The organism is Maribacter corallii, from assembly GCF_047345415.1.
Lineage (GTDB): Bacteria > Bacteroidota > Bacteroidia > Flavobacteriales > Flavobacteriaceae > Maribacter_C.
On sequence record NZ_JBLFEP010000001.1, the window covers coordinates 27,439 to 39,483 of the forward strand.

Annotated in this window: 14 protein-coding genes; all 14 read right to left on the minus strand. The window is 41.4% G+C overall.

The genetic code is table 11. The features are described 5' to 3' along the window. Nucleotides 1-3: 3 nt before the first annotated feature. The 14 genes from ACKWCA_RS00140 to rplO all read right to left on the minus strand — a co-directional run bounded on the left by ACKWCA_RS00140 (nt 4) and on the right by rplO (nt 12,045). On the minus strand, nt 4-915 hold the full coding sequence (locus ACKWCA_RS00140) for a dimethylarginine dimethylaminohydrolase family protein (RefSeq protein ID WP_413976111.1): 912 nt from the start codon (nt 913-915) through the stop codon (nt 4-6). A 94-nt stretch (nt 916-1,009) separates the two neighbouring features. Continuing rightward, on the minus strand, nt 1,010-2,296 hold the full coding sequence (locus tag ACKWCA_RS00145; RefSeq protein ID WP_413976112.1) for a citrate synthase: 1,287 nt from the start codon (nt 2,294-2,296) through the stop codon (nt 1,010-1,012). A 127-nt stretch (nt 2,297-2,423) separates the two neighbouring features. After that, nucleotides 2,424-3,959 (minus strand): glycogen synthase, encoded by a 1,536-nt coding sequence (locus ACKWCA_RS00150; RefSeq protein ID WP_413976113.1) that lies wholly within the window; start codon nt 3,957-3,959, stop codon nt 2,424-2,426. Nucleotides 3,960-4,067: 108 nt separating this feature from the next. Continuing rightward, the gene (eno, locus tag ACKWCA_RS00155) at nt 4,068-5,363 is read right to left on the minus strand and encodes a phosphopyruvate hydratase (protein ID WP_413976114.1); all 1,296 of its coding nucleotides are present in this window, start codon (nt 5,361-5,363) and stop codon (nt 4,068-4,070) included. A 109-nt stretch (nt 5,364-5,472) separates the two neighbouring features. After that, nucleotides 5,473-6,594, minus strand: coding sequence for a glutamine-hydrolyzing carbamoyl-phosphate synthase small subunit (carA, locus tag ACKWCA_RS00160; protein ID WP_413976115.1), 1,122 nt, complete (start codon nt 6,592-6,594; stop codon nt 5,473-5,475). A gap of 91 nt (nt 6,595-6,685) precedes the next feature. After that, nucleotides 6,686-7,216, minus strand: a complete 531-nt coding sequence (gene rplQ / locus ACKWCA_RS00165) for a 50S ribosomal protein L17 (protein ID WP_413976116.1) — start codon at nt 7,214-7,216, stop codon at nt 6,686-6,688. A 59-nt stretch (nt 7,217-7,275) separates the two neighbouring features. After that, complete coding sequence (locus ACKWCA_RS00170) at nt 7,276-8,268, minus strand: DNA-directed RNA polymerase subunit alpha (RefSeq protein ID WP_413976117.1); 993 nt, start codon at nt 8,266-8,268, stop codon at nt 7,276-7,278. A gap of 17 nt (nt 8,269-8,285) precedes the next feature. Next, entirely contained in the window at nt 8,286-8,891 is a 606-nt protein-coding gene (rpsD, locus tag ACKWCA_RS00175; RefSeq protein ID WP_413976118.1) for a 30S ribosomal protein S4, read from the minus strand. 109 nt (nt 8,892-9,000) lie between these two features. Next, nucleotides 9,001-9,393 (minus strand): 30S ribosomal protein S11, encoded by a 393-nt coding sequence (gene rpsK, locus ACKWCA_RS00180; protein WP_413976119.1) that lies wholly within the window; start codon nt 9,391-9,393, stop codon nt 9,001-9,003. A 121-nt stretch (nt 9,394-9,514) separates the two neighbouring features. Beyond that, nucleotides 9,515-9,889, minus strand: a complete 375-nt coding sequence (gene rpsM, locus ACKWCA_RS00185) for a 30S ribosomal protein S13 (protein ID WP_413976120.1) — start codon at nt 9,887-9,889, stop codon at nt 9,515-9,517. A 2-nt stretch (nt 9,890-9,891) separates the two neighbouring features. Then, entirely contained in the window at nt 9,892-10,008 is a 117-nt protein-coding gene (gene ykgO / locus ACKWCA_RS00190; protein ID WP_013305171.1) for a type B 50S ribosomal protein L36, read from the minus strand. A 12-nt stretch (nt 10,009-10,020) separates the two neighbouring features. Then, on the minus strand, nt 10,021-10,236 hold the full coding sequence (infA, locus tag ACKWCA_RS00195; RefSeq protein WP_013305172.1) for a translation initiation factor IF-1: 216 nt from the start codon (nt 10,234-10,236) through the stop codon (nt 10,021-10,023). Nucleotide 10,237: 1 nt separating this feature from the next. Beyond that, on the minus strand, nt 10,238-11,578 hold the full coding sequence (gene secY / locus ACKWCA_RS00200; protein ID WP_413976121.1) for a preprotein translocase subunit SecY: 1,341 nt from the start codon (nt 11,576-11,578) through the stop codon (nt 10,238-10,240). Between the two features lie 14 nt (nt 11,579-11,592). Beyond that, complete coding sequence (gene rplO, locus ACKWCA_RS00205) at nt 11,593-12,045, minus strand: 50S ribosomal protein L15 (RefSeq protein ID WP_413976122.1); 453 nt, start codon at nt 12,043-12,045, stop codon at nt 11,593-11,595.

A 12,045-nucleotide genomic window follows, 5' to 3' on the forward strand; every position in this document is an offset into this window, starting at 1 on the left:
GTATTACTCTCTTATCAATGGTAAGGTGCTACATCTTAATAGCCCTTCTTGTTTTGAAATCTCGGCATATGGAATTTCCTCTACGATGAATCCTTGCGCTCTAAGCCAGTTGTTCAATCTGGTAAAATTCCGTTCAGATACGACGACCTCTGGAGAAATGGAGAAGACGTTACTGAACATTCGATACATTTCATCAGCTGTAATTTCAAAAATGTTCTCCTTTCCAAAAAAATCGACCAACCATTGGTACTCCTCTTCAACTAAAAATCCGTTTTGATGAAGGATGGCCTTGCCTTTTCCCAAAGGCTGGAAACAACAATCGAGGTGTAGAGCATTTTGCTTTGCATCTGTTGATTTTCTAAGCTCGAACGACTTGATGATCTTATTGGGGAACTGTTGGCCAATGAAGTCGACCGCGGCTTTATTTGTCCGGGCCGTTATCCAATCCGGGTAATCTTCCGCTGTATAGGTTCCTATAAAAATATGGTCGTTCCAAGGCATCACGTCGCCACCCTCTACATGAACCGCTTCAGGTGGTCTAATAACATCCTCGTCCGGAATTCTATCGAGGACATGTAAAATGGCTTCGATTTCTTTCTCGCGATCCGGAAGGATATTGGCTAGGATAAGCTTTTGCCCTATCACAAAAGCGATATCCCTAGAGAAAATTTGATTACAGTCTTCCAAAACTTCAGGTCGAAAGACCTTTACACCATACTTTTCAAACACATTCGCAAACGCTTCCATTTCTTTGACCATATCTTCCTCTTTAGGATAGGTACCTGCCAAAATATGTTCCAACGACTTCGGGTCATAGGCTTCCTCAGGTTTTGGAATGGGACCGCAACTCTTGGCCGTACCCAAAACCACTGCTTTCAGCCTTGAAATTTCATCATTTACATTTAAGTGTAACATAGTTCTTGTTCGCTAAAATTATAATTCAAATTTGACATAAAAAAAGCCCTTTTAAAAAATAAAAGAGCTTTATTGTTTTTATTGAGGTAGCAATCTACCTTAAGGCAAGGTCGACAAAAGGACGGTAGTTCTCACCCGTATATACTTGTCTCGGTCTACCGATAGGTTCATTGTTCAATCGCATTTCACGCCACTGTGCAATCCACCCGGGTAGTCTACCAAGGGCGAACATTACCGTAAACATTTCAGTAGGTATACCCAATGCCCTATAAATTACTCCTGAATAGAAATCAACATTCGGATATAACTTTCGATCCACGAAATAGGGGTCTTCCAAGGCTTCTTTTTCGAGGCCTTTTGCCACGTCTAGTATTGGATCTTCGATACCCAAATCCCCTAAAATCTCATCGGCCGCCTTTTTAATGATCTTTGCCCTAGGGTCAAAGTTTTTATACACACGGTGACCGAAGCCCATTAAACGAAAAGGGTCGCTTTTATCTTTTGCTTTGGCCATATACTTTTTGGTATCGCCACCATCTGCCACTATGGCCTCCAACATCTCAAGAACCGCCTGGTTGGCCCCTCCGTGAAGCGGTCCCCACAAAGCGGAGATTCCCGATGACAAGGAAGCAAACAATCCGGCATGTGATGATCCGACTATTCGCACCGTCGAAGTAGAGCAATTTTGCTCATGATCGGCATGTAGAATAAGTAACTTATCCAAGGCATCGATAACAATCTTGTTTTTCACATATTCCTTGGTGGGCTTTTTGAACATCATTTTATGAATATTCTCTACATAGCCCAATTCATCATCACCATAATCTAATGGTAATCCTTTTTTCTTGCGCATGGTCCATGCCACTAAAACAGGAAATTTGGCCAAGATGCGAACGATGGCTCCGTACATGGCATCTTTAGAGGTGACATTGACGGAAACAGGATTAAAAGCCACCAAAGCACTAGTCAACGAAGAGAGTACGCCCATAGGGTGCGCAGACTTTGGAAAAGCATCCAAAATCTTTTTCATTTCCTCATCAACATGAGACTCGTTCTTAATGTCTAAGTGGAAAGCAGTCAGTTGCTCAGTATTTGGAAGTTCTCCAAAAATCAATAGGTAGGCTACTTCCAAAAAATCGGCTTTTTCCGCTAGTTCTTCAATAGAATATCCGCGGTATCTCAGAATTCCTTTTTCACCGTCCAAAAATGTAATCTCACTTTTACAAGAGCCTGTATTTTTGTACCCCGGATCAATCGTAGTCAAGCCACCTGTCGCCGCACGCAGTGTTTTGATGTCGATTGCCTTTTCATTTTCAGTTCCTGTAATGACAGGAAACTCATACTTTTCACCGTTGTATTCTAATGTGGCTTTGTCTGACATAAGCTTTATTTAAGTGTATTTTTAGTGGATTGCGAATTTACGGAAAAGAACCCATTTTAACAATCATGAAACCCCCTTTAGTTTATTCTTAACAGGGCTTTCCGTAGCATATCGAAAGTTGGAAAAACTAGAGCAAATAGAGCATTTTGTAGTAGTCATCTATTGATTTTTCCCAAGTGAATCGCATTTTCTTTGCGTTTGCCTTGATTTTTTTCCATTTGGCCTTATCGTTCTCCCAGATACTCAAAGCTTCGCTAAAGCTTTTGATCATATTCCTGATTTTCGCGTCGTAGGTCTTTCCGTCGAATGCGAAACCTGTTTTCATGTGCTCTACAGTGTCCTTAAGGCCACCTGTATGATGTACCAAGCAGGGATTTCCGTTGCGCATGGCGAGCATTTGGCTGATGCCACACGGTTCAAATAGACTCGGCATGAAGTATAGGTCGGTTTCCAAGTAAATAGAATCGATAAGATCTTCCGATTGTCCATTGGTAAAAATGAAATTTTTGTGCTTATAACTCATTGACCTGAACAGTTCTTCATAATCGGGGTCTCCAGTGCCCAAAAGCATAAAGATTCCATCGATTTTTTCCAAGCGTTTCAACATTTTATCAAAGGCTTCCGGAGAACGTTTAAAAAAGTAAAACTTTTGCTCGGTCAATCTTGCAACACTTGACACAATGAATTTTGGTCGCTCATCTACATATTGCATGATCTTCTCTCCAGTATGCGCCAAGAAATCGGCTTTGTATTTTTTCGACTCATCTTGCAACCATCTGAACAGTGCCTTAACAGTATTCCTATAAATAAAGCCCTTTTCGGCTTCTCGAATATTGCCGTAGTTGGAAGCGTTTAAAATACCGTATAGCCGTCCTTCGTTATCCGCTTTTTGTAAGTCTTTTTCCAAACTCTCGCCTCCCACGAATTCAGGTCTTCTACTTGGCAACATTACATCTTCCTTGTAAGAAGGCGATACGGTATGAACGGCATCGGCCAAGCGAATACCCACTGCCATCAGATTAATACAATCCGTGTAACGAGAATCGGCAAGGTCTTTGTAATTCAATTCGACCTCCGGAAACCAATTGCTTACCGAGGCGTAGTTATCATGAAACGGACGAATACCTTGAATCGCTAGATTATGAATACTATAGATATAGCGCATCTTTTTCAAGTCTCTATACGCGGGATGATACGTTTTCAAAAACAACAGGGGACTGGTATGCCAGTCATGGGTATGAACGATGTCAAGCTCACCAAAAGCTCCCATTTTAATGGCTTCGGCCACCGCAGTACAGAAAATAAAATATTTTATCGAATCATTAAAAAAAGGCTCTGTCGGGTCATCGTGATATATATGTGCTATGCCTCCTTCTTGTATTTCAGGATGATGAATGACATAATGCCTAATGTTGTCAAATTCTTTTTTGGGGGCAACTTCATATAATTCAGCCTTATAGACCGTACCTCTAAGCCTAAAATCGATATTCGTGATGAAGCGACCATTCTGATGCAGCCTAGAATATGAAGGTACGACTACGTGGACGAAATCGCCTCTTCTGGAAATTTCTCGGGGTACATCCCTAACTACATCTCCCATCCCTCCTGCTTTACAGTCGGGGATCGCGTCGTTTTCTGCTGAAACAAAAAGGAAATTATTCATAGTATTCTATCTGGTAAATGTTTGGTTCAAAAGATAGGTATTCTTTACGATGACTCCAAAAAAAAAGCCCTTCCTGAACGGGAAAGGCTTTTGAACATCTTGAGATTTTTATCGTTTAATTTTGAAGGCTTTTTCTTGCGGATAAAAAGCCGTATCACCAAGCTCTTCTTCGATTCGCAATAACTGGTTGTACTTTGCCATACGGTCTGATCGCGAAGCGGAACCGGTTTTTATTTGACCTGTATTCAACGCTACGGCCAAATCAGCAATCGTATTATCCTCAGTTTCACCTGAACGGTGTGACATTACGGAGGTATACCCTGCATTTTTAGCCATGTTCACGGCAGCAATCGTCTCGCTCAACGTACCTATTTGGTTGACCTTGATCAATATCGAATTGGCGATACCGTTTTCAATACCTTTAGAGAGTCGCTCTACGTTGGTCACGAAAAGGTCATCACCGACCAACTGTACTTTGTCACCTATTTTATCGGTTAGCGATTTCCATCCGTCCCAATCATTCTCGTCCATACCGTCCTCAATTGAAATAATCGGGTACTTTGACGATAGATCAGCTAAATATTGCGCTTGTTCCTCCGAGGTGCGGACCACGCCCTTGTCACCTTCGAATTTCGTGTAATCATATTTGCCGTCTACGTAGAATTCGGCAGAAGCACAATCGAGAGCAATCATCACATCGTCTCCTAAGGTATACCCGGCCTTGTCAACCGCCTTGGCAATGGTATCCAAAGCATCTTCGGTGCCTCCTTCTAAATTAGGAGCAAACCCACCTTCATCACCTACTGCGGTGCTTAAACCTCGATCATGTAGTACTTTCTTCAAATTGTGGAAAATCTCGGTACCCATTTGCATGGAATGTGAAAAGCTCTTCGCTTTCACAGGCATTACCATAAATTCTTGAAAGGCAATTGGGGCATCGGAATGCGAGCCACCATTGATGATGTTCATCATGGGTACAGGAAGGGTATTTGCGCTGACACCACCGACATAGCGGAATAAAGACAAGCCCAATTCTTGAGCAGCCGCTTTGGCAACCGCTAATGAAACCCCTAGAATAGCATTTGCGCCCAACTTTGACTTATTGGGCGTACCATCTAGATCGATCATCGTCTTATCTAAAAGGTTTTGTTCAAAAACCGACATGCCCAATATCTCCTCTGCGATGACCGTATTGACATTATCAACCGCTTTAGTGACACCTTTGCCCATAAATGCATCTCCTCCATCACGTAATTCCACTGCTTCGTGCTCGCCGGTCGAAGCTCCGGAAGGAACCGCGGCCCGCCCGACAACACCGTTTTCGGTAATTACGTCTACTTCTACTGTCGGATTTCCTCTCGAATCCAATATCTGTCTTGCATGTACACCTAGGATGATACTCATTTTCTATTCTGTTTTAAGGTTGATTTTTAAAAATGCAAATATACGAAACAGCACCTTGAATGTGCTGTTTCGAAGTTCGATATTACGTGGAATATAACATTAAGTTAATCTAGACGGCCTGTGCCGAACTCTGTTTGACCAGTTCAAAAAACTGATCGAATAGATACTCTGCATCATGTGGCCCCGGACTTGCCTCTGGATGGTACTGCACGGAAAAAACGTTTTTGCCTTTCATGCGAATTCCGGCAACAGTGTCGTCATTCAAATGTATGTGCGTAATCTCCAAGTCATTGTTCGCCTCCGTTTCTTCACGATTTACGGCAAAACCGTGGTTTTGGGAGGTGATTTCCCCTTTACCGGTAATCAAATTCAAGACGGGATGATTGATACCTCGGTGCCCATTATGCATCTTGTAGGTAGAAACACCGTTCGCCAGTGCTATTACCTGATGGCCTAGGCAGATTCCGAAAAGAGGGGCGTCACTAGCAATAATATCTTTAGCGGTCTGAATGGACTGCGTCAACGGTTCCGGATCACCAGGTCCGTTGGAAATAAAGTAGGCATCAGGATTCCATGCCTTCATCTCCTCAAAAGTAGTATCGTAAGGGAAGACCTTTATATACGCATCCCGTTTGGCCAAGTTTCTAAGGATGTTCTTCTTAATACCTATATCGAGCGCAGCAATTTTATAAGTAGCTTTTTCTTCCCCAAAGTAATAGGGTTCTTTAGTCGATACTTTGGAAGAGAGTTCAAGCCCTTTCATACTCGGGAAATCAGCTAGTTTCTTTTTTAGTTCGGGCAAATTATCCACTTCTGTAGAAATAACCGCATTCATAGCACCATTGTCTCGTATATAGCTGACAAGCGCACGCGTATCGACATCGGAAATGGCCAATAGGTTGTTTCTATCCAAAAAATCCTGAAGACTTGCATCGGCGGCATCCCTTGAGAATTCATAGCTGAAGTTCTTACAGATCAATCCGGCGATCTTGACCGAGTCCGACTCGACCTCGTCAGCATTGGTTCCGTAATTGCCGATGTGGGCATTTGTGGTCACCATCAATTGTCCGAAATAAGAAGGGTCCGTAAAAATCTCTTGATATCCGGTCATACCTGTATTAAAACATACTTCGCCAAAAGCGCTACCTTCTTTATCACCTACCACCTTACCATGGAAGATAGTACCGTCTGCCAATAACAGAAATGCACTCTTTCTAAACTGATATTTCATTTGCAATTATTTTAGGGTTTGACAAAAAAACAAAAAAAAGGGTAAACTTTAAAGTTTACCCTTTCTCTATTATTAAAATATACTAACAATTCTATTCTTCTGAATCATCTGCCTTAACTTCCGTATCTTGAGATTCAGTTTTCGCTTCTGCAACAGCTACTGGTGGAGTATCCGCTTTGACACCTTTACCTCTTCTACTTCTTCGCGTAGTTTTCTTTTTAGGCTTGTCGGCATTGTAAATCTCGTTGAAATCAACCAACTCGATCATCGCCATGTCCGCGTTATCACCCAATCTATTTCCTAGTTTGATGATTCGGGTGTACCCGCCTGGACGGTCACCTACTTTTTCGGAAACCACACTGAACAATTCGGTCACCGCATACTTGTCACGCAAGTTTTTGAAAGCGATTCGTCTGTTATGGGTTCCTTTTTCAGTAGTCACATTATTCTCAGCTTTCGCTTTGGTAATCAACGGCTCTACAAACCGTTTTAACGCTTTGGCCTTTGCAACCGTAGTATTTATTCGTTTGTGTTCAATCAGCGAGCAAGCCATATTGGCCAACATCGCTTTTCTATGCGCTGTCTTTCTTCCTAAGTGGTTAACTTTTTTACCGTGTCTCATTATTTCTGGTTTATCATCTTGCTACCAAATCCGCAATTGCGGAGAGCAAAATATGATGCTTAATCTTTATCTAATTTGTATTTTGAAAGGTCCATTCCAAAGCTCAAACCTTTATTGATGACCAATTCTTCCAATTCGGTCAATGATTTTTTACCAAAGTTTCTGAACTTCATCAAGTCATTCTTGTTGAAAGAGACCAAATCACCTAATGTATCCACTTCCGCTGCTTTTAAACAGTTCAAAGCACGTACGGAAAGATCCATATCGACCAACTTTGTCTTTAACAATTGGCGCATGTGCAATGATTCTTCATCATAGGTCTCGGTCTGTGCGATTTCATCAGCCTCTAGGGTAATGCGCTCATCGGAGAACAACATGAAGTGGTGGATCAGAACTTTTGCTCCTTCGGTCAATGCATCTTTTGGATGTATGGAACCATCAGTGACGATTTCGAACACCAATTTTTCATAATCGGTCTTCTGCTCTACACGAAAGTTCTCAATACTATACTTCACATTCTTAATCGGTGTAAAGATAGAATCGATAGCGATGGTGCCCATTGGCATTCCTGACTTCTTATTCTCTTCAGCAGGAACATAGCCACGACCTTTGTCGATAACCAATTCCATGTTGATGTTGACCTTTGACTCCATGTTACAAATCACCAAGTCAGGATTCAACACTTGATATCCTGAGATGAATTTTTGGAAGTCTCCCGCCGTTAATTGATCTTTTCCACCCAAGGAAATCGAAACGGTTTCTGCTTCCGAATCTTCGATTTGTTTCTTGAAACGTACCTGTTTCAGATTCAATATGATTTCGGTTACATCTTCAACAACACCAGGAATTACAGAAAACTCGTGTTCTACTTTGTCTATACGTACCGAGGTGATTGCATGACCTTCCAAGGAAGAAAGCAATACCCGTCGCAATGCGTTCCCAACAGTTAATCCATAACCAGGTTCCAAAGGGCGGAATTCAAACTTCCCTTCGAAATCTGAGGAATCGATCATTATTACTTTATCGGGTTTCTGAAAATTAAATAATGCCATAATTGGATTGGTGTTGTTTATTTAGAGTATAACTCGACTATTAATTGTTCTTTGATATTCTCTGGAATCTGTGTTCTTTCCGGTATAGTCACATACGTACCTTCCAACTTTTCAGAATTCCAAGTAATCCATTCATATACACTGCTGTTCGCAGAAAGTGCATCTTGAATAGCTTGCAAAGATTTTGATTTTTCACGAACACCGACAACATCACCGGCCTTCAATGAATATGAGGGAATATTTACCAATTCGCCGTTCACTGTAATGTGTCTGTGAGAAACTAATTGTCTCGCGCCGCTTCTTGTGCGGGAAACTCCCATTCGATACACTACGTTATCTAAACGTGATTCACAAAGCTGCAAAAGAACCTCTCCGGTCACCCCTTCTTTTCTCTTTGCCGTTTGGAATAAATTGCGGAACTGCTTTTCCAAAATACCATAGGTATACTTGGCTTTCTGCTTTTCCATCAACTGAACCGAATATTCAGATTTTTTACCACGACGTCTTGCGTTGCCATGTTGTCCCGGAGGATAATTTTTCTTTTCAAAAGACTTGTCGTCTCCGAAAATCGCCTCTCCGAATTTACGGGCGATTTTACTTTTAGGTCCTGTGTATCTTGCCATTTTCTAAGTATTTGAAACTTATCCGTCCCTTAAGCGAACGTGGTTATGAATTAAGGCTTTCTCCTTCGATAACCGTGAATAGGTTTCTGTGAAATATATTAAAGTGAAATTAAACTCGTCTTCTTTTTGGAGGTCTACAACCGTTGTGCGGCATAGGGGTTACATCAATAATCTCGGTAACTTCAATACCGGAATTATGAATCGCACGAATTGCAGACTCCCTACCGTTTCCAGGTCCCTTAACATAAACCTTCACCTTTCTTAGTCCAGCATCGTGAGCTACTTTCGAACAATCTTCAGCAGCAACCTGAGCTGCATAGGGCGTGTTCTTTTTAGAACCTCTGAACCCCATTTTTCCTGCAGAAGACCATGAGATAACGTCTCCTTTTTTGTTCGTCAAGGATATGATAATATTGTTAAAAGATGCGGTTACATGCGCTTCACCTACCGATTCGATGATAACCTTACGCTTTTTAGTTGTTTTTGTACTTGCCTTTGCCATATTCTTTTAGTTTCTAGTTGTTAGTTCTTGGTTATTGGAATCCTAGACTTTTACATTTCAAACAGATTCTTCTAACACCCTGTTTTGACACAGGTTCTAAATACTAATGACTATCTATTTATTATTTAGTCGCTTTTTTCTTGTTCGCAACCGTCTTTCTTTTCCCTTTTCTGGTTCTAGAGTTGTTCTTTGTACGTTGTCCTCTTAATGGGAGACCGGATCTATGGCGAATTCCTCTATAACACCCGATATCCATCAAACGTTTGATATTCAATTGGGTCTCAGAACGTAATTCACCTTCGATAGTATATGAAGCTACGGCCTCACGAATACGTCCGATTTCATCATCGTTCCAATCCGAGACTTTTGTATCCTCGCTAACTTTGGCAGCGGCTAGTATTTCTTTCGATCTACTTCTACCGATTCCGAAAATATAGGTAAGTGCGATAACGCCTCTCTTCTGTTTTGGTATATCTATACCTGCGATTCTTGCCATAATTATCCTTGTCTTTGTTTAAATCTAGGATTCTTTTTGTTGATTACGTACAACCTGCCTTTTCTGCGTACTATCTTGCAGTCGGCACTCCTCTTTTTTACTGATGCTCTTACTTTCATCTTACTACTATCTTAATATCTATAAGTAATTCTCGCTTTGGTAAGGTCATAAGGACTCATTTCGAGCTTTACCTTATCCCCTGGAAGCAATTTAATATAGTGCATACGCATCTTTCCAGAGATATGTGCGGTCACTACATGACCATTTTCCAACTCTACTCGAAACATTGCATTTGACAATGCTTCGATTATCGATCCGTCTTGCTCTATTGCTGCTTGTTTAGCCATACTATGCTACTTTTCTATTTTTACCCGTTTTCATCAGCCCATCGTAATGTCTGTTCAACAAATAAGAATTCACCTGTTGTACCGTATCGATGGCTACACCGACCATAATCAAAAGTGATGTACCTCCATAAAATAAGGCCCAACCTGATTGAACACCCATCAATTTTACCACAAACGCAGGAAAGACCGCCAAAAAGGCCAAAAATATAGAGCCTGGCAATGTTATCAAAGACATGATCTTGTCCAAGAAATCACCCGTTTCCTTACCAGGGCGTATTCCCGGAATAAAACCACCGCTTCTTTTCAAATCGTCGGCCATCTTATTCGTCGGCACCGTTATGGCCGTATAAAAGAAGGTAAATATGATAATCAACAAGGCAAACAAGATATTGTAGGCCCATCCGAAAATATCAGCAAACTGAACTTGTATCCACTGTCCAACGGCCGTGTCATCAAATGCGCTACCGATTAATCCCGGTACGAACATAATGGCTTGGGCAAAGATAATTGGCATTACACCTGAAGCATTCAACTTCAAAGGAATATATTGCCGAGACCCCATTACATTTTTTTCATAACCTCCTGAAGCCGTTCTTCTAGCGTATTGTACCGGTATTTGGCGCGTAGCCATCACCAGTAAGACACAAGCCAAGATGACTAAAAACCAGATGATAATCTCAACAAGAACCAACATTGGCCCTCCTATTCCAGTCCATCTAGAGACTGCCTCTTGAACAAACGCCTGTGGCATAGTTGCGATAATACCGATCATGATCAAAAGTGAAATTCCGTTACCGATACCTTTGTCGGTAATCTTTTCACCCAACCACATTGCGAATACACAACCCGTCACCAAAATAATTACGGCTGGGACCATAAAATCCAATCCTTTACCTAAAAGGAAAGCACTATCACGAACACCGAATGCCTCTAAACCGTACAAATAGGCCGGGGCCTGTACGATACATATACCAATAGTCAACCAACGGGTTATTTGATTTTTGGTCTTTCTTCCGCTCTCCCCTTCTTTATCCAATTTCTGTAGGTAGGGTATAGCGATACTCATCAATTGCACTACAATAGATGCCGAAATATAAGGCATAATACCCAACGCAAATATCGAAGCATTGGCAAAAGCCCCACCCGTGAAAGCATTCAACAAGCTAAAGATACCCTGTTCGGTACCTTCTGTCAACGCTCCTAATTGTGATGTATCGATACCTGGAAGCACAATTTGACAACCAAAACGGTATACCAAAAGAAGACCTAAGGTTATCATGATGCGATTTCTCAGCTCTTCTATTTTCCAAATATTGGATAATGTCTCGACAAATTTCTTCATAGTATCGTATATGCTTATAAACTTATTGCCTCACCTCCGGCAGCTTCTATAGCTGCTTTTGCAGTAGCAGTAAATTTATGTACGGAAACTTTCAAGGAAGCCTTTAGCTCACCGCCTCCTAAAATCTTCACCAAATCATTTTTACGTGCCAAACGATTTTGAACCAATGTTTCAAAGGTAATTGTATCCTTTACAACTTTCTTATCTACCAATTCTTGCAACTTCGATAAGTTGATTCCTTGGTATTCCTTCCGGTTGATATTGGTAAAACCAAATTTAGGCACACGTCTTTGAAGCGGCATCTGTCCACCTTCAAAACCTATTTTCTTCGAATATCCAGATCTAGATTTGGCCCCTTTGTGACCTCTTGCAGCTGTTCCGCCTTTACCTGATCCTTGACCTCGACCCAATCTCTTGCCAGCTCTATTTACTGATCCTTCAGTCGGTTTTAAATTACTTAAGTTCAT

What these genes read in the sequence shown, in the direction of transcription:
- rplQ (WP_413976116.1), bottom strand. Translation starts at nt 7,216, where the DNA reads ATGAGACACGGTAAAAAAGTTAACCACTTAGGAAGAAAGACAGCGCAT.
- ykgO (WP_013305171.1), bottom strand. Translation starts at nt 10,008, where the DNA reads ATGAAAGTAAGAGCATCAGTAAAAAAGAGGAGTGCCGACTGCAAGATA.
- rpsM (WP_413976120.1), bottom strand. Translation starts at nt 9,889, where the DNA reads ATGGCAAGAATCGCAGGTATAGATATACCAAAACAGAAGAGAGGCGTT.
- rpsD (WP_413976118.1), bottom strand. Translation starts at nt 8,891, where the DNA reads ATGGCAAGATACACAGGACCTAAAAGTAAAATCGCCCGTAAATTCGGA.
- ACKWCA_RS00150 (WP_413976113.1), bottom strand. Translation starts at nt 3,959, where the DNA reads ATGAATAATTTCCTTTTTGTTTCAGCAGAAAACGACGCGATCCCCGAC.
- secY (WP_413976121.1), bottom strand. Translation starts at nt 11,578, where the DNA reads ATGAAGAAATTTGTCGAGACATTATCCAATATTTGGAAAATAGAAGAG.
- ACKWCA_RS00140 (WP_413976111.1), bottom strand. Translation starts at nt 915, where the DNA reads ATGTTACACTTAAATGTAAATGATGAAATTTCAAGGCTGAAAGCAGTG.
- ACKWCA_RS00170 (WP_413976117.1), bottom strand. Translation starts at nt 8,268, where the DNA reads ATGGCATTATTTAATTTTCAGAAACCCGATAAAGTAATAATGATCGAT.
- infA (WP_013305172.1), bottom strand. Translation starts at nt 10,236, where the DNA reads ATGGCTAAACAAGCAGCAATAGAGCAAGACGGATCGATAATCGAAGCA.
- ACKWCA_RS00145 (WP_413976112.1), bottom strand. Translation starts at nt 2,296, where the DNA reads ATGTCAGACAAAGCCACATTAGAATACAACGGTGAAAAGTATGAGTTT.
- rplO (WP_413976122.1), bottom strand. Translation starts at nt 12,045, where the DNA reads ATGAACTTAAGTAATTTAAAACCGACTGAAGGATCAGTAAATAGAGCT.
- eno (WP_413976114.1), bottom strand. Translation starts at nt 5,363, where the DNA reads ATGAGTATCATCCTAGGTGTACATGCAAGACAGATATTGGATTCGAGA.
- rpsK (WP_413976119.1), bottom strand. Translation starts at nt 9,393, where the DNA reads ATGGCAAAGGCAAGTACAAAAACAACTAAAAAGCGTAAGGTTATCATC.
- carA (WP_413976115.1), bottom strand. Translation starts at nt 6,594, where the DNA reads ATGAAATATCAGTTTAGAAAGAGTGCATTTCTGTTATTGGCAGACGGT.